Source organism: Nocardioides terrigena (assembly GCF_003047265.1).
GTDB lineage: Bacteria > Actinomycetota > Actinomycetes > Propionibacteriales > Nocardioidaceae > Nocardioides > Nocardioides terrigena.
Genome location: NZ_PZYY01000006.1, coordinates 190856 through 208631 on the forward strand (window position 1 = coordinate 190856; position 17776 = coordinate 208631).

A 17776-nucleotide genomic window follows, 5' to 3' on the forward strand; every position below is an offset into this window, starting at 1 on the left:
GCTGTGAGCGCGAACCCGGTCCGACTGTCTGCCATCACCGCCGTCGAGGCCTTCGTGCCGCCGCCGATCACCTTCGACCCCGGCGAGGAGCCCGGCGAGATCTTCGGCGAGAACGTCTTCAGCCTCACCGTGATGCAGAAGCGGCTGCCGAAGGCCGTCTACAAGTCGGTCCTCTCGACGATCGAGAAGTCCACGCCCCTCGACCCCGACGTCGCGGACGCGATCGCGTCGGCGATGAAGGACTGGGCCCTGGAGAAGGGCGCGACCCACTACGCCCACGTCTTCTACCCGCTGACCGGCCTGACCGCGGAGAAGCACGACAGCTTCCTCGACCCGGTCGGCGACGGCACCGCGTTCGCGTCGTTCTCCGGCAAGACCCTGACCCAGGGTGAGCCCGACGCGTCGTCCTTCCCCAACGGCGGCCTGCGCAACACGTTCGAGGCGCGCGGCTACACCGGCTGGGACGTGATGAGCCCGGCGTACATCCTCGAGAACCCCAACGGCAACACGCTCTGCATCCCCACCATCTTCATCTCGATGACCGGCGAGGCGCTCGACCACAAGACCCCGGTCCTGCGCTCGCAGCAGGCGATGGCGGTGCACGCCAGGCGGGTGCTCCAGCTCTTCGGCCACCAGGACCCCGAGAACGTCGTGGCCTACTGCGGCCCGGAGCAGGAGTACTTCCTGGTCGACAGCCACTTCTTCCTCGCCCGCCCGGACCTGCTCAACGCCGGCCGCACCCTCTTCGGGGCCAAGCCGCCGAAGGGCCAGGAGTTCGACGACCACTACTTCGGGGCGATCCCCTCGCGCGTGCTCGGCTTCATGATGGACACCGAGCGGGAGCTCTTCAAGCTTGGCATCCCCGCCAAGACCCGCCACAACGAGGTCGCGCCCGGCCAGTTCGAGGTGGCGCCGATGTTCGAGCGGGCCAACGAGGCCTCCGACCACCAGCAGCTGCTGATGACCACCTTCAAGGCGGTCGCCAAGAAGCACGGCATGGAGTGCCTCTTCCACGAGAAGCCGTTCGAGGGTGTCAACGGGTCGGGCAAGCACGTCAACTTCTCGCTCGGCAGCTCCGAGCTCGGCAGCCTGCTCGTGCCCGGCGACACCCCGCACGACAACGCCCAGTTCCTCGTGTTCTGCGCCGCGGTCATCCGCGCCGTGCACAAGTACGGCGGCCTGCTGCGCGTCTCGGTCGCCTCGGCGTCCAACGACCACCGCCTCGGCGCCAACGAGGCCCCGCCGGCGATCATCTCGATCTTCCTCGGCGACCAGCTGGCCGACGTGTTCGACCAGATCGCCAAGGGGGGCGCGACCCGCTCCAAGGAGAAGGGCACGCTCACCATCGGCGTCGACACGCTGCCCAACCTCACCAAGGACCCGGGTGATCGCAACCGCACGTCGCCGTTCGCCTTCACCGGCAACCGGTTCGAGTTCCGCGCCCCGGGCTCCAACCAGACCGTCGCCGGCCCGATGGTCATGCTCAACACGATCATGGCCGAGGCGCTCGACCACTGCGCCACCACGCTCGAGGAGGCCGTCGCCACCGGGACGGACTTCAACGAGGCCGTCCAGACGCTGCTCGCCGAGATCGTCGCCGACCACGGGGCGGTCATCTTCAACGGCAACGGCTACTCCGACGAGTGGCCGATTGAGGCCGAGCAGCGCGGGCTCAAGAACCTGCGCACGACGGTCGACGCGCTGCCCGAGCTGATCTCGCCCGAGGCCATCGAGCTGTTCTCGACGTACGGCGTCTTCACGGAGCACGAGGCCCACAGCCGCTTCGAGATCGGCGCGGAGCAGTACGTCCTCGCCGTCGCGGTCGAGGCCAACCTGACCCTCGAGATCGGTACGACGACGATCCTGCCGGCCGCCACGCGCTACCAGACCGAGCTCGCCCAGAACGTCGTCGCCCTGAAGGGGGCCGGCATCGACGCCGACCCCTCGGGACTCGAGACCATCAGCGCCCACATCACGGAGCTGCGGGCCGGCCTGGCCGACCTGACGGCGGCCATCGACCACGAGCACCCGGCGGACCTGCTCGAGGCCGCGACCTTCATGCGCGACTCGGTCATCCCCGCGATGGCCTCGGTCCGCGCCGCGGCCGACACGCTGGAGACCCTCGTCGCCGACGACCTGTGGCCGCTGCCGACCTACCAGGAGATGCTCTACATCCTCTGAGCCCCGCTCCGCGGCACCCGCCGGGCGTCCTCCGGCGGGGCGACGTACATACCCACCTTCGACGATGTCCGCGCCCGGATCGGCTCCTAGGGTCGAGCGGACAGTCGGCCTATGGGGGACGGCGCTGCCACACGCGGAGGATCGATGCAGGCCCACAGCCAGGCCACCCATCCACTCGGGACCCGCCGGTCCTGCGGACGGTCCGCCGGGGCGGTGCTCGCGACCGGGCTCCTCCTCGCCGCCGGCGCGGCGGTGCCGACGCCGGCCGTGGCGGTCAACGCCGACCACGGCCAGCAGGTGGTGTCCGACGACCCGGTCAACGTGACTCCGCACGTGATGAACGGCTCGGTCAACGCGGTGACGCAGATCGGCGACAAGATCATCGCGGCCGGGACCTTCACCTCGGTCAGCCCGGCGAGCACCTTCACCAACACCGGTGACGACCTGGTCCGCAACCGCATCTTCGCCTTCGACGCGACCACCGGCGCCATCGACACCGCGTTCAACCCCAACCTCGGTGGGGCGGTCAACTCGCTCGACACCGACGGGACCCACATCTACGTCGGGGGCAGCTTCGGCTCCGTCGGCGGCAGCAGCGCGATCCGGCGGGTGGTCAAGCTGACCGCCGGCGGCGCGGTCGTCGGCTCCTTCAACGCGGTGCCCAACGGCGGCGTCAACGAGGTCGTGGTCCGGGGGTCGCGCCTCTACGTCGGTGGCAGCTTCTCCAGCATCCGGTCGGGCGCGACGACGACGTCACGCAGCCGGTTGGCCGTGCTCGACGCCTCGACCGGGGCCGTGTCGTCCAGCCTCGACGTCCCGTTCACGGGCGTCTACGACCCCGCCAACGGCGGTGGAGGAGGGACGGTCATCAAGCGGTTCGACGTCAGCGCCGACGGCAGCCGCCTCGTCGCCGTGGGCAACTTCGCCACGGTCGGCGGGCAGCCGCGGGTCCAGATCGCGATGCTCGACACCAGCGGTCCGACTGCGACAGTCGCGCCGTGGGCGACCAACCGGTTCGACCGGGCGCACAACAACTGCGCTGCTGTGTTCGACACGTTCATGCGCGACGTCGACTTCGCACCCGACGGCAGCTGGTTCGCCGTCAACACCACCGGCGCCTTCGCCGGTGGTGCCACGAGCGGCACCCTGTGCGACACGACCACGCGCTGGGAGACGTCGTCGTCGGGCAACGACCCCACGTGGGCCAACTACAGCGGTGGGGACACCCTCTACGGCGTCGCGATCACCGGCAGCGCTGTCTACGTCGGCGGCCACCAGCGCTGGTCCAACAACTCCTTCCAGGGTGACCAGGCCGGGCCCGGCGCGGTCCCGCGCGAAGGGATTGCCGCTCTCGACCCGGTCAACGGCCTGCCGCTCTCGTGGAACCCGGGACGAGCGCGGGGGGTCGGGGCGCAGGCCCTGCACGCGACGTCCCAGGGCCTCTGGGTCGGCAGTGACACCAACTCGCTGGGCGGGGAGAGGCACGCGCGCATCGCGTTCCTCCCGCTGGCGGGCGGCACCACGGTGCCGGCCGTGGAGGCGGCCCGGCTGCCCAACGACCTGTTCCTCGCCGAGCGCACCACCGGCGCGGGGGCGGGAGTGCTCTTCCGGTCCAACGCCGGCGGACCGGCGCTGCAGCCCGGGGACGGTGGCCCGGAGTGGAGCACCGACAACGGGGTGGTCAGCGGAGGCAGCGCTGCCGGCTGGGGCTCTGCGGTGCCCGTCGACAGCACGGTGCCGGACGGCACCCCGCCGGAGGTGTTCGTGACGGAGCGCTACGGAAACCAGGACTGGAACTTCCCGGTCGCTCCGGGTCGAGCGGTCGAGGTGCGTCTCTACTTCGCCAACCAGTACGACGGCACCGGCACGGTCGGCGCTCGCGTGTTCGACGTGCTCATCGACGGCGCGACCAGGCTGTCCCGGTTCGACATCGTCGCCGCTGCGGGTGACAACCGCGGCACGATGCGGTCGTTCCCGATCACCACGGACGCCGACGGGATCGACGTGGACCTCCGCGCGATCACCGAGAACCCCCTGATCAACGCGATCGAGATCGTCGACCCCGCGGCCGGCGACCCGACCGCCACCGAAGGCGCCCTGCTGCGGCGCTCCGTCGACGCCACCGGCGCGCCGACCGCTGCGGCGAGCCCGGTCAACACCGCGATCGACTGGTCGCGGCTGCGCGGGGGCTTCCTGGTCGACGGGACGCTCTACTACGGCCTGCCCGACGGGGGCTTCTACCGTCGCTCGTTCGACCCGTCCACGGGCGCCGTGGGCAGCCAGCAGACCGTCAACCTGTACGACGACCCCGACACCGGCGAGCGCATCCCGTTCGCGATCGCCAACCTCACCGGCACCTTCTACGACCCCGGCACGCACCGGATCTACTACACCGTCTTCAACGACGACCGGCTCTTCTACCGCTACTTCACCCCCGAGAGCCGCGTGGTCGGTGCCCAGACGTTCACCGCCGACGCGGGCGGGGTGGGCTTCGGCGCCGTGGCCGGCATGACCCTCGCGGGCGGCCGCATCCTCTACGGTTCCTCGGCCGACGGAGCGCTGCGCTCCGTGCCGTTCGCGGGTGGCCGCGTCACCGGAGACCCGACGACCCTCAGCGCGGACGGGACGTGGCGCTACCGCACCATCGTCGCCGGGGAGGGGACCGTCGCTGCCAACCAGCCGCCGACCGCCGACGCGGCGGGGTCCTGCACGGGGTTGACCTGCGGGTTCACCGGGAGCGGCTCCGACCCCGAGGGCGGCCCGCTCCAGCTCTCGTGGGACTTCGGGGACGGCACGTCGGGCACCGGGACGGCGCCCACCCACACCTACGACGCACCCGGCGACTACGAGGTGACCCTGACGGTCACCGACGACGCGGGAGCGACGGCGACCTCGACGGTCGTGGTCGGTGCGATCCGTGCCAACGGCGACCCGGTCGCCGCCTTCACCTCCGGCTGTGACGGGCTGGCCTGCACGTTCGACGCCTCCGGCTCGCAGGACCCTGACGGCGACGACCTGGACTTCGCGTGGTCGTTCGGCGACGGCGACACCGGGGCCGGGAGCACGCCGGGCCACACCTACGGGGCTGCGGGTGCCTACGACGTGACGCTGACGGTGACCGACCCGTTCGGCGCGACCGACGCGACCACCCGGTCCGTCGAGGTCGAGACCGGGGTCGCCCAGCCGGGGGAGATCACACCGGTCGGAGCCAGCTCGGTCAACCGCAACGCGCTCACCTTCCCGGTGACCGTGCCCGCCACGACGGAGCAGGGCGACGCGATGCTCCTCTTCCTGACCGAGAACCGCCCCGAGACCGTGGTGACGGGTCCCGGCCAGGGGTGGAGCCAGCTCGGTGCTCCCGTCGTCGACGGCACGTCGAGGACGACCGCGTGGTCCCGGGTCGCCCAGGACGGGGACGCCGGCGACCAGGTGTCCGTCTCGGTCGACATCCGGACCAAGGCGGCGGCGACCCTGCTGGTCTACCGCGGAGCGCACCCCGACGACCCGGTGGGGGCCTGGGCCGGTGCCGCCAAGCAGGGCACCAGTGCGACCCACCGGACGCCGGTCGTCGACAACGTCGACGACGGGGCCTGGCGGATCTCCTACTGGGCGGTCAAGTCGTCTTCCGTCACGACCCTGACGGGTCCCGCCCAGGAGGTCGTGCGCGACTCCACCACCGGCGAGGGCAGCGGCCGGGTCCTCACCCTCGTCACCGACGCCGGCGTGGCGGGGCCCACCGGGCCGCAGGGCGGTCTCGACGCCCAGACCGACGACACGACCGGGATGGCGAGCACCTGGACGGTGATGTTGCGGCCCGCGCCGAACGGCTGAGCGCCGAGCGCGGGCGCGGGCGCGGCTAGCGGAAGTCTCGCGACGACGCCCGCGCCTGCAGCACGGCGCCCGCCCCCGGCACGACGACGTCGATGGCCTCCACCCGGTCGGCGACGAGGTTGGTGACGCCCTCGTTGCGCTCGAGCCGCCCGCGGATGACCACGGCCACGCGGTTGCGCGCGGCGTGCCGGTGGGCCTTCATCACGCCGATCGAGCACACGACGTTGAGCATGCCGGTCTCGTCCTCGAGGTTGAGGAAGGTGACGCCCATCGCGGTGCCGGGACGCTGGCGGTGGGTGATCAGTCCGCCGACATGGACGCGCCGGCCGTGCTCGACGTCGGCGAGCTCGTCGACCGAGCGGACTCCGGCGCGGCGCAGGTCGTCGCGCAGGTGATCGACCGGGTGTCGCTCGGGCGAGACACCCGTGGCCCAGAGGTCGGCCAGGGTGATCTCCGGCTCGCTCATGCCGGGGAGGGTCGGCGCCGCCGGGGCCGGGGTGGTGCCGGGCAGGTGCTCCGCGCCCTCGGCGAAGCCCGCCGCCCAGAGGGCCTTCCGGCGGTCCGGTCCCCACGCCTCGAACGCGCCCGCCGTGGCCAGCGCCTCGAGCTGACCGGTGGTCAGGTCCGCCCGGCGGGACAGGTCGGTGATGCCGGTGAACGGCGCCTCATCGCGGGCGGCGACGATCCGGCGCGCCACCTCGAGGCCGATGCCGCGCACCGAGTCGAGCCCGAGCCGCACGGCCAGTGCCCCGTCCCGCCGGTGGGCGGGGACCGGGTCCGGGGTGCCCGGCACCCACTCGACGCGCTCGAACCGGGGCCGGCAGCACCCGTCGATCCCGGTGGCGGCGACCGGTCCGGTCACGACCGCCTCCAGGTCGGCCTGCGCCTTGGACCGGGTGACGTCGGGACGACGTACGTCGACGCCGTGCCGCCGCGCGTCGCCCACCAGCGACTGGGGGGAGTAGAAGCCCATCGGCTGGTTGCGCAGCAGGCCGGCCAGGAACGCCGCCGGGTAGTGCAGCTTGAACCACGACGAGGCGTAGACCAGCAGCGCGAAGGACAGGGCGTGCGACTCGGCGAACCCGAAGTTGGCGAAGGACAGGATCTTGACGTAGATCGAGTCGGCCAGGTCGCCGGTGATCCCACGTCGCTCCATGCCGGCGTACAGCTTCTGCTTGACCGACTCGATGCGCTCGACCCCGCGCTTGGACCCCATGGCGCGGCGCAGCAGGTCGGCGTCGTCGCGGCTGCAGTCGCCCAGGGTGACCGCCATCGCCATCAGCTGCTCCTGGAAGAGCGGCACACCCTTGGTGCGCTCCAGCACGGGAACGAGCTCGGGGTGGTCGTAGGTGACCGGCTCCTGCCCGGTGGCCCGGCGTACGTAGGGATGCACCGCCCCGCCCTGGATGGGGCCCGGGCGGATGAGGGCGATCTCGATGGCGAGGTCGTAGAACTCGCGCGGGCGCAGTCGCGGCAGCGTGCCGATCTGGGCCCGGCTCTCGACCTGGAACACCCCGATCGAGTCGGCCCGGCAGAGCATGTCGTAGACCGCGGGCTCCTCCTTGGGCATCGTCGCGAGGTCCCACTGCTCGCCCAGGTGCTCTGCGACCAGTCGCATCATGTGGTCGAGCGCGCCGAGCATGCCCAGACCGAGCAGGTCGAACTTCACCAGGCCCATCGACTCGCACGCGTCCTTGTCCCACTGCAGCACGGTGCGTCGCTCCATCCGGGCCCGCTCGATCGGACAGACCTCGCCGATCGGCCGCTCGGTGAGCACCATCCCGCCGGAGTGGATGCCGAGGTGGCGGGGCGCACCCATCAGCTCCTCGGCGAGCGCCACGACCGACGGCGGGACGTCGTGGGCGGCGGGGTCGCCCTGGTCCCCGGCCACCACGGACTGCCACCCGTCGATCTGCTTGGACCAGGCGTCCTGCTGCCCGGGGGAGAAGCCGAGCGCCTTCGCGGCGTCGCGCACCGCCATCCGCGGCCGGTAGGTGATGACGTTGGCGACCTGGGCGGCGTTGCGGCGACCGTAGGTGTCGTAGACCCACTGGATGACCTCCTCCCGCCGGTCGGAGTCGAAGTCGACGTCGATGTCGGGCTCCTCGTCACGGTGGGCCGAGATGAAGCGCTCGAAGGGCAGCCGGTAGAAGACGGCGTCGACCGCAGTGATCCCGAGGGCGTAGCAGACCGCGGAGCTCGCCGCGGATCCCCGGCCCTGGCACAGGATGCGCTGCTCGCGGGCGAAGGCGACGATGTCGTGGACGATGACGAAGTAGCCGGCGAAGTCCTTGTCCGCGATGACCCGCAGCTCGTGCTCGAGGCGCTCGCGCGCCTCGTGCTCGTGGGGGACCCCGGCGTACCGCTCGGCGAAGCCCCGCTCGGCCAGCACCCGCAACCACGAGTCGGCGGTGTGGCCGTCGGGGATCTGCCGCTTGGGCAACGCGGGTGACGCCTTGCGCAGGTCGAAGGCCAGCTCGTCGGCGAGCGAGACGCTGCGCGCGACCGCCCTGCGTCCGAGGTCATGGGGGTGTGCCGCGAGTGCCGCGGCCGTCTCGGCGCCGCTGCGCAGGTGGGCCGAGCCGGACAGGTCGAGCCAGCCGTCCAGCTCGGCCAGGCTGCGGCGAGCCCGCACCGCGGCCATCGCCGAGGCCAGCCGGTGCTTCTGGGGTGTGGCGTGGTGGACGTTGCCGGCGGCGACGACGTCGAGCCCGCGGGCGCCGGCGAGCCGGGCGAGCGACTCGTTGGTGGCGTCTGCGCCGGGGCGCGGGGAGAGCTCGACGAGGACGTGCTCGGGCCCGAACAGCGCCGTGAGCCGGTCGAGGGCCTCCGCCGCCGCGGTCTCACCGCCCTGGGCGAGCGCCTGCCGGACCGTGCCCTTGCGGCACCCCGTCAGCACCGCCCAGTGGCCGCGGCCGCGCTCGGCCAGGTCGTCGAGCTCGTAGTGGGGGCGGCCCTTCTCGTCGCCGCGCAGGTGCGCGTCGGTCATCGCCGCGGCGAGCCGGTGGTAGCCCTCGACCCCCCGGGCCAGCACCAGCAGGTGGCTCCCCTCGGGGTCGGGCACGCCGTTCTGCGGTGAGGTGAGGTCGAGGGACAGCTCGGCACCGAAGACGGTGGGCAGGTCGTACGCCGCCGCGGCCTCGGCGAGCATCGGCGCGGCGTAGAAGCCGTCGTGGTCGGTGATCGCGAGGGCGTGCAGGCCCAGGCGCACGGCCTCCTCGACGAGCTCGGCTGGCGAGCTGGCCCCGTCGAGGAAGCTGAAGTGGCTGTGGCAGTGCAGCTCGGCGTACGGCGTCACGGCCGCGGGCCGCTCGATCGACCTGGCCTCGGTGGAGGCGCGCTTGCGTCGGGAGACCGGCGCGTCGTCGGCCCCCGGCAGGCCGCTCAGCCGGCGCTCGAGCTCCTTCCAGTGCATGGCGGGGTTGTTCCAGCCCATCAGCGCACCCCCTCGGCGAGACGTCGGTCAGTCATAGCCGGCCTCCAGGGACCAGCCGTCCGGCGCACGCAGCAGCAGCCAGGCCCGCCCGTCGGCCCCGACCAGCTGGAAGCGGGCGCTGGGGCCGGACCCTCCGGACCACCAGCCCTCGTCGGTGGGCCACGGTCCGGCCCAGGCGGTCACCGGCTGCCAGGGCAGGCCCTGCCCGCCGGAGCCGCTCCCGACCCGGAACCTCCGTGGCTCGCCGGTGACCACGCCCCGGTCGGTGACGCACACCTCGCGGCCCGCGTCGTCCACGACCTCGGCGACCGGTGGTGTCGCGAACACCCGCACCGGGGCCGGACCCGGCACCCGGCCCGGCCACGGCCGGTCGACCGGGCGCAGGTCGACCGCGCGCTCGCCCCACGGCACCAGCGACTGCCGGGCCGCGGGGCTGCGACCGCCCTGCAGCACCGGGCGGCGTACGGCGTCGAAGCCGACCATGCCCTGCACCCGGGCTACGCCCCGCTCGACCAGGTCGTCGGACGCCGCGCCCCACAGCGCCTCGCCGTGGGCGGCCGCCGGCTCGACCACCTCGGGCACGAACCTGACCCGGTCGATCGGGGCACGCACCGTGCCGGACTGCTTGCGCGCGCGGAGCGAGCCACCGACTCCTGCCCCCTGCAGCTGCCAGTGCACCCGGTCGACCAGGTCGCGGGCGCCGAAGTGGCGCGGGTGCAGCCACGCACGGGACGAGCAGACGACCCCGTCGGACTCGGCCTCGACGCGCACCCCCGTGGCGACGAGCTGGTGGTGCGCCAGCTGGTCGACGAACCGCTCCGCGGTGGTGCGCACGCTGAAGGTGATCGCCTCGACCGAGTCCAGGGGCGGCTCGAACGACACGTCGGCGTCGAGCTCCGGGGGAGGAGTGCGGGCGGCGAAGAGGGCGCGGTCCTCCCCTCGGGCCCGTCGCCGGACCTCGGCGCCGTAGCTGCCCAACCGGTGCTCGACGGCGTCGCCCGGCAGGTCGGCCAGGTCGCCCAGCGTGCGCAGGCCCAGCCGCTGCAGCAGGCCGACGAGGTCCCGTCCACGCGCTCCGTCGTCCTGCAGCACGTGCACGGGCAGGCCGCGCAGGAACGACGCGGAACCGCCGGCCGGGACGACGACCCACGACTGGACGTCGGCCGTGCGAGCCGCCTGCTCGGCGGTGAACAGGTCGTCGGCGATGCCGACCCGCACGTCCCAGACGCCCCCCTCGACGAGGACTTGGCACGCCGTCGCGGCGGCCGCGGTCTCGGTGCCGTACCAGCTGCCGGGGGCTCGGACGGCGAGCAGGCCGGGGCGCAGCGCCGCCACCCCGGGACGCAGGTCCTCGACCAGGGCCAGGACCGGCTCGAAGGCCCGGGCGTCACGGTCGGGGTTGGCCGGCAGCAGAACCAGCTCGGGGCACCGGGACTGGGCGTCTCGTCGGCGCTGTCCGCGCCGTACGCCCTCGCTGCGGGCGGGGCCGTTGCACACCTCGACGACGTTGGCGGAGAGGACGGCGGCGGGGGAGCGGTTGGAGCGTCCGGCCTCGTCGAGCGCGGCCACCACCGACCAGTCGGGGCACCAGACCACCATGACCCTCATCGGAGGCTCACCCGGATGCGCGTCGGATCTCGCGCACCTGGCGGTCGACGCGTGGCTCGACCCGGTGCACCCCCGGCCAGGTCAGGTCCTCGCGCCGCGGTGGCCGCGCTCCGCGGCGTACGACGACGCGGGCGCGACGCTCCCGCAGGTGCCCGGTGCCGGACGCCGGACCGTCCCAGTCGGAGGCCTCGACGCCGACCCTGGCCTCGACCCGCGGCCAATCGCCGTGGACCACGAGCACCGAGGAGCGCGTCCGCAGGCGCGAGTCGAGGAGCCCCGCCGTCTTCTCGTCCACGGAGGCCGGGGGTCGCAGCACCACGACCCGGAGCACGTCGACCAGCGCCGCCGTCACCTCGAGCCAGTGCTCGCCCGGGTCGGGGACCAGCACGGTGCGCGACAGCTCGATGCCCAGCTCGGCCGCTGCCTCGGCACCGAAGTCGGCGCACCCGGCGAATCCGATCCACTCCCCGGCCCGGGAGGCTCCGGCCGCCAGCGCGAGGGCGAGCGAGGCGGAGTCGACGGCGTACGTCGATCCGGCCTCGAGCGTCACGAGGTCGGCGAGGCCGGGCAACGTCGCCACGGGCTGACGAGCGGTGCGGCCCTCCATGGCGACCATGCGCTCGCGCAGCTGCTCGACCACCGAACGCCCGGGGTCGAGCGGGGTGACGGAGCGGGCGGACGACATGCACCCATGATCGAACACGTGTTCGAGTCCGTCAAGCGCGCGCCCACCGATGGACAGGTGACGAGAGAGCCACCGTACACAGGGTCAGCGCGAGCCCGCCCGGAGTGCCACGAGGCGTGGCAGACCGACCAGCAGCACGAGGAGCACGAGCAGCGAGAGCGTGCCGGCCACGACCGCGGCGGTCCGGTCGAGCACCACGTCGACGACGAGGAACGCGATGCCCGCGAGCAGCAGGGCGATGAGGGCGAGGGCCAGCTCGGTGAGCAGGTGGGCCGCGTGGACGAGGTCGGGCTTGCTGCCCTCCCGGAACAGGCGTCGGTGGATGGCCACGGGCGACAGCGTCACCCCCACGGTGAGGAAGGCGAGCCCGAGCAACCCGACGTACCACCGCTGCTGGAAGACCTCGAGGTCGGTGAACCTCGACTGGAAGGGAAGCGTCACGAGAAAGCCTGCCAGGAGCTGCACGCCGGTCTGGCTGACCCGCAGCTCCTGCAGCAGGTCGATCCAGTTGCGGTCGGCGCGCTCCTCCGGGGTCTCGCTCCGGCCCGCGTCGTGGTCCTGCGTCATGCCGACGTCGCGCCTTCGGGGTCGTAGCAGGCCAGCAGCAGGGCCAGGTCGTCGTCGAGGGCGTGGCCCGCGGCCTCCTTGAGCGACGCGAGCAGGCCGTCCAGTGCCGTGCCGAAGTCCGACCGGCCGACCAGCGGCAGGAACGGCGCCGGGTCGACGAAGCCGCCGTCGGGCGAGCGGGCCTCGATCAGCCCGTCGGTGAAGAGCAGCAGGCGGTCCCCGGGGGTCAGCCGCCCGCGTCCGACCACGGGATCGACGCCGAGGCCGAGCGGCGGTGAGTGGTCCAGGGCGATCGCCTCGACCACGCCCCGGGAGGACAGCAGCACCGGCGCTGGGTGGCCGCACGAGACGACGTCGAAGCAGCCGTCGGCACGGATGTCGACCAGGATCCCGGTCACGAAGTCCTCGGCGTCCGGCAGGTACGGCACGATGCGGCGGTCGATCTCCCGCGCCACGTGCGCGACGTCTCCGGTGCTGGCGGCGGCCGCCCGGAACTCGCCCAGCACCACGGTTGCCGTGCGCACCGCGCCCAGACCCTTGCCCCGCACGTCGCCGACCAGCATCCGCACGGACGAGGGGCCGGCGACGATCTCGTAGAGGTCACCGCCGATCTGGGCCTCGACGGCCGCGGACAGGTAGCGGGCCGAGAGCGCCACCGGACCCACCCGGGCCGGCGGGGGCGCCAGGATGGCCCGCTGCGCGGCCTCGGCGACCAGGGTGACGCCGGCGAGCCGCTCGGACTGGTGCTCGAAGGTGGCGGCCGTGTCCAGGGCGACGGCCACCCGGTCGGCCACGGCCTCGAGGAAGGCGACGTCCTCCTCGCCGTAGCGTCGGCCCGACTCGGCGTGGATGAGCGTGAGCGTCCCGACCACGCCGTCGCGTCCGACGAGCGGCACGATGATGGCGCTGGTGAGGCCCAGTCCCCGGAGGAGCTCCAGGTGCTCGGGACTGGTGGCGGACGCCTCGATGAGGTCGGCGGGGATGAACGGGTAGATCTCCGTCTGCCCGGTACGCGCGACGAGGGCGGACCCCGCGGGTGCGTCCATCCGGGTCGGGAAGGCTCCCATCAGCGAGCGTGCCCACTCCGTGGTGTCAGGGTCCCGGTGCTGGAGGGACACGGTCTCGAGCCGGCCGTCGCGGAGGAGCTGCAACGAACACCAGTCCGCGAAGCGCGGCACCAGGAGTCGACCCACCTCCGCGACCGTGGTGTCCATGTCGAGGCTGCGGGAGAGGGTCATCGAGGCCTCGGCCAGCAGGACGGTGCGCTGGGTGGCGGCGTCGTGGTCCTGGAGCTCGACGCCGCGGCGTACGGCACTGGTGAGGGCGCCGGCGAGCGAGTGGAGGAACCCGTCCTCGTGCGGCGTGAAGAGGTCCGGGGGGAAGGTGATGGCCAGGAGCCCGTACGTCGTGCCGTCGCGGTGGAGGGGGAGGAGGTGCAGGGAACGGTCGGTGGCGTAGTAGCCGGCCAGGTCGGGGAAGGCAGCCACGATCTCCTTGACCGACCGGTAGTGCACGTCCCTGCCCTCGCGCACTGCGACCGCGCCCGGCAGGTCGCTGGTGAGCGGGACCTCCTGGTAGTGGTCCGCCCCGCTCCCGGACCGCCCGTGCCACGTGAGGGTCCTCAGCACGCCGTCGGCGTCCAGGGTGAGCACCATGGCCGACGTGGCGCCCAGGGCGCCCATCGTGTGGCCGACGAAGCCCTCCGCCACGTCCTTGACCGTGCGGGCGCCGGTGAGCTCCACGGCCAGCGCGTCGAGGACGCGCTGCGCGAGGGTCGTCGTGCGGACGAGGCGTTCGCGGCGGGCGGTGTTGGCCCGGGCGGCCAGCAGGGCCAGGCCGCAGATGAGCACGCAGGTGGCGAAACGGACGGCCCAGTCGCGCTCGCCGAGGTTGTCGTTCCAGACGCCGGACGCGATCGAGGCCACGACGGTCAGGCCGGCAACGCCCGCCGTACGACGCAGGTCGGCATTGATCGCGGTCAGCACGGCCGCGCCGGCGTAGGCGCCGTTGAGCTGGCGCCCGAGCACGACGTCGACGAGGACCAGCACCCCGAGCATCAGCACGCCGGAGACCCAGGACAGGCCTCCGGGCTCGCCGCGCGCTGGGATGGGTACGGCCACGGTGTCCCTCGGATCTCCGGAGCGCCGTGGGGTCAGCACGGTCGTGGGCGCCGCACTGGTGACCGTGGGCCCACGATAATCCGGTCAGGGCCGCCCGGTCGCGGTTCTCCCCAAGTACTCGCGGCCTCACCCTAAGCGGGTGGGGACGACCCGCGACGGGGCCGCCTAGTGTCGACAGCGGCTGGGGATCTCCAGCCCTGGAGATCCGCTCGTGGCGGTGTGCTGCCACCGGTGCGGGGGAGCGTGGAGGCAGCGCACGATGACAGAAGACACGGGGACCCCGACTCCCGGCCTGGAGGTCGGGCCGACGAGCGAGTTCAGCCTGTTCTTCCGGGTACTGGACGGCCAGGGGCCGTCCCTCCGGGCCGCCCTCCTGGAGCTGCAGGGGACACCGGGCTATCGCCCCGGCGACTACGGGATGGCGATCAAGACGATCCACGAGGCACGGTTCGTGCTGTTCGACGACGACACCCGGCTCGCCTTCATCACCAGCTTCGACGGGCCGTGGGACGCCTACATGGAGGACTTCTTCACCTCCGGACCGACCCTGGCCCTGTTCGACGTGATCTTCGGACACGTCGAGGGGTACGACGGCCTCCCGGACCTGGCAGCCGTGCGAGCCTTCGTCCTCGGCGCCGAGCAGACGGCCGCGGCGTACGCCCGCAACTACCCGGGCACGGTCAAGGAGATCCGCAAGGCGCAGCGCGTCAACGCCGCGTTCCAGCAGGTCCTCGACCACCCGCAGGCCGCCGAGGCGCTGGGACACCCGGCGATGCAGCCCCTGCTGGACGAGGCCGCCGATTAGCGGCGTACGGGCGGGGAGGTGCCGCGGTGTCTGACCACATCTCCGGCCCCCGCGCCCTCTCGGACCCCATCGCGGACATCACGGACGTGTACGCGTTCCCGAGTCCCGAGACCCCGGGGCGCATCGTGCTGGTCCTGAACACCCTGCCGATGGCGGGGCCGGACGCGCTGTTCTCCGCCGGTCTGCTGTACCGCTTCCGGTTGAGACCGCTCACGCCCTCGAACGACGCGTCGGGGTGGGGCTTCGTCCCCGGCGACGAGGAGGTGGTGCTCGACTGCGTCTTCGACACGCCGGAGCACGTGCCCGACGGGTCGGGCGACCACACGCAACGGGGGACGTGCGTGACGCCCGGCGGGGAGCAGGTGTCCTTCCTCGTCAATGACGAGGCCGGTGGTGAGGGGCGCGGCCTGAGGGTCTTCGCCGGCGTCCGGTGGGACCCGTTCATCATGGATGCCCGTGCTGCCCTGGCCACGATCGCGACGCGCAAGCTCGCGTTCACCGACCACGGATCGATCTTCCTCGACGGCAAGAACGTGCTGGGCCTGGTCATCGAGCTCGACACCGGCTTCCTGCCGGGCTGGGAGCTCGTGGGGGTCGTCGCCGAGACCCTGACCCGCGGCGAGTTCAACGTCCGGATCGAGCGGGTGGGCCGGCCGGAGGTCAAGAACATGATGCTCGCCCCGAAGGAGTTCGATCCGGTCAACCGGGACCTGGAGATCCGCGACCTCTACAACATGGAGGACGCGTTCCACCTCGGTGACTCGTACGCGGGAGCCTTCCGGGCCCGGCTGGACGCCAACCTCGCCTTCTGGGACGGCCTCGACGGCACGCAGGACTGGCCGGTCGGCGAGGACGGCAGCCACCCGCTCACCGACCTGGTGCTCGCCGACCACCTCGTCCTCGACGTCACCAAGCCCTACGTGGAGACGGGGTCGTTCCTCGAGATCGAGCTGGCCGCCCGACGCGGTGAGCCGCACGCGACGTGCGGGGGCAGGACCTTGAACGACGACGTGATGGACACGATCTTCACCCAGCTCGTCAACGCCGGCCGCGGACCCACGATCCGCGACGGCGTCGACGGCGCCACCCGTCCGGGCACCGTCGCATTCCCTCACCTGGCGCCGCCGAACCCGGACCCGCCCGAGCCGCCCGAGCACCACTGAGCATGGAAGGCACGTGACACGAGTGGACGGCACCCCGGACGTGGCCCTGGAGCTCGAGGACATCCAGGCCGGCGCGTTGTACGAACGCCCCTCTCCCTACGTCGGCACCTACCTGCTCCTGCGCATCGTCGATCGCACCGACGGTCGTGAGCTCGTCCGTCGGCTGCACCGGATCGCCAATCCGGCCGGGGGTGCCGACAGCGCCGGCGCGACCTCGCTGACGGTCGCCTTCACCTACCGCGGGCTCGAGGCGCTCGGGGTGCCGCAGGAGTCCCTGGACACCTTCGCGCCCGAGTTCCGGCAGGGGATGGCGGCCCGGGCCGAGATCCTGGGGGACACCGGCGAGAGCGCTCCCGACCGGTGGGAGGAGCCCCTGGGCACCGACGCCGTGCACGTCGCCATCGCCGTCCTGTCCTCCGACGAGGAGCAGCTCGCGGCCGTCGCGGAGAAGGCCCGCGCGGCCCAGACCGAGCTCCCCGGGATCGAGCTGATCTGGAAACAGGACTGCTACCAGCTCGCGACGGGGCGGACGTCGTTCGGCTTCAAGGACGGCATCGGCCAGCCTGCGGTGGAGGGGAGCGGGCGACCTGCCACGGATGCCCGCGAGCGCCCACTGCGGGCCGGCGAGATCATTCTCGGCTATCCCGACGAGACGGGAGAGCTGCCGCCCATGCCGAGCCCCGACGTGCTGGGACGCAACGGCACCTACATCGTGTTCCGCAAGCTGCACACCAGGGTGGCGGCCTACCGGAGCTATCTTCGCGCCAGGGCGGCCACCCGGGCCGAGGAGGACCTGCTCGGGGCCAAGATGGTCGGGCGCTGGCAGAGCGGCGCACCCCTTGCGGTCTCGCCCGACGCGGACGACCCGGAGCTCGGGGGAGACCCGCGGCGCAACAACGACTTCGGCTTCGGCGACGACCCTCGCGGGTTCAAGTGCCCGGTGGGTGCCCACGCCCGCAGGGCGAACCCGCGCGACGCCCTCGACGACGAGGGCAGCGTGGACGTCCGGCTGCACCGGATGATCCGGCGGGGCACCAGCTACGGGCCGATGCTGCCCGACGGGGTGACCGAGGACGACGGCGTCGACCGGGGCATCGTCTTCGTCTTCGCCGGCGCCCACCTCAGGCGTCAGTTCGAGTTCGTCAAGACGCAGTGGCTCAACGACGGCATCTTCATCGGCGCCCCGCTCGAGTCCGACCCCCTCGTCGGCCCTCACCACGAACCCGGCAGCTTCACGATCCCGCAGCGCCCGATCCGTCGGAAGCTCCAGGACCTGCCGCCGTTCGTGACCACCCGAGGCGGTGAGTACTGCTTCGCGCCGAGCCTGAGCGCGCTGCGCTGGCTCGCCGAGCTGGACACCTGACCTGATCCACAGAGAGG

General features: G+C 72.7%; 10 protein-coding genes. 5 read left to right on the forward strand and 5 right to left on the reverse strand.

What is annotated here, in order from left to right:
- Positions 1-3 precede the first annotated feature (3 nt).
- Positions 4-2181 (forward strand): glutamine synthetase III family protein, encoded by a 2178-nt coding sequence (locus DAE25_RS14675; protein ID WP_107766902.1) that lies wholly within the window; start codon positions 4-6, stop codon positions 2179-2181.
- A gap of 144 nt (positions 2182-2325) precedes the next feature.
- Positions 2326-6012, forward strand: a complete 3687-nt coding sequence (locus DAE25_RS14680) for a PKD domain-containing protein (protein WP_107766903.1) — start codon at positions 2326-2328, stop codon at positions 6010-6012.
- Between the two features lie 25 nt (positions 6013-6037).
- On the opposite strand, the gene DAE25_RS14685 is transcribed toward DAE25_RS14680, so the two are convergent.
- The 5 genes from DAE25_RS14685 to DAE25_RS14705 form a co-directional block, all read right to left on the reverse strand.
- Entirely contained in the window at positions 6038-9448 is a 3411-nt protein-coding gene (locus tag DAE25_RS14685; protein ID WP_107766904.1) for an error-prone DNA polymerase, read from the reverse strand.
- Between the two features lie 27 nt (positions 9449-9475).
- Positions 9476-11047 (reverse strand): Y-family DNA polymerase, encoded by a 1572-nt coding sequence (locus DAE25_RS14690; protein ID WP_234411059.1) that lies wholly within the window; start codon positions 11045-11047, stop codon positions 9476-9478.
- A 16-nt stretch (positions 11048-11063) separates the two neighbouring features.
- Positions 11064-11741, reverse strand: coding sequence for a hypothetical protein (locus DAE25_RS14695; RefSeq protein WP_107766906.1), 678 nt, complete (start codon positions 11739-11741; stop codon positions 11064-11066).
- Positions 11742-11825: 84 nt separating this feature from the next.
- The gene (locus DAE25_RS14700; RefSeq protein WP_107766907.1) at positions 11826-12308 is read right to left on the reverse strand and encodes a DUF6328 family protein; all 483 of its coding nucleotides are present in this window, start codon (positions 12306-12308) and stop codon (positions 11826-11828) included.
- The gene (locus DAE25_RS14705) at positions 12305-14428 is read right to left on the reverse strand and encodes a PP2C family protein-serine/threonine phosphatase (RefSeq protein ID WP_107766908.1); all 2124 of its coding nucleotides are present in this window, start codon (positions 14426-14428) and stop codon (positions 12305-12307) included. Before DAE25_RS14705 ends, DAE25_RS14700 begins: the two co-directional genes overlap by 4 nt.
- 259 nt (positions 14429-14687) lie before the next feature.
- Between DAE25_RS14705 and DAE25_RS14710 the strand changes: the two genes are divergently transcribed.
- The 3 genes from DAE25_RS14710 to DAE25_RS14720 are packed head-to-tail and all read left to right on the forward strand — an operon-like array spanning position 14688 to position 17759.
- Positions 14688-15233 (forward strand): hypothetical protein, encoded by a 546-nt coding sequence (locus DAE25_RS14710; protein ID WP_107766909.1) that lies wholly within the window; start codon positions 14688-14690, stop codon positions 15231-15233.
- A gap of 26 nt (positions 15234-15259) precedes the next feature.
- The gene (locus DAE25_RS14715) at positions 15260-16396 is read left to right on the forward strand and encodes a DUF4331 family protein (RefSeq protein ID WP_107766910.1); all 1137 of its coding nucleotides are present in this window, start codon (positions 15260-15262) and stop codon (positions 16394-16396) included.
- 13 nt (positions 16397-16409) lie between these two features.
- On the forward strand, positions 16410-17759 hold the full coding sequence (locus DAE25_RS14720; protein ID WP_234411060.1) for a Dyp-type peroxidase: 1350 nt from the start codon (positions 16410-16412) through the stop codon (positions 17757-17759).
- Positions 17760-17776 lie beyond the last annotated feature (17 nt).

Bases quoted from the DNA above. Each gene is read 5' to 3' on its own strand.
- DAE25_RS14680 (WP_107766903.1), top strand. From the start codon at position 2,326: ATGCAGGCCCACAGCCAGGCCACCCATCCACTCGGGACCCGCCGGTCC.
- DAE25_RS14685 (WP_107766904.1), bottom strand. From the start codon at position 9,448: ATGGGCTGGAACAACCCCGCCATGCACTGGAAGGAGCTCGAGCGCCGG.
- DAE25_RS14690 (WP_234411059.1), bottom strand. From the start codon at position 11,047: ATGGTGGTCTGGTGCCCCGACTGGTCGGTGGTGGCCGCGCTCGACGAG.
- DAE25_RS14695 (WP_107766906.1), bottom strand. From the start codon at position 11,741: ATGTCGTCCGCCCGCTCCGTCACCCCGCTCGACCCCGGGCGTTCGGTG.
- DAE25_RS14700 (WP_107766907.1), bottom strand. From the start codon at position 12,308: ATGACGCAGGACCACGACGCGGGCCGGAGCGAGACCCCGGAGGAGCGC.
- DAE25_RS14710 (WP_107766909.1), top strand. From the start codon at position 14,688: ATGACAGAAGACACGGGGACCCCGACTCCCGGCCTGGAGGTCGGGCCG.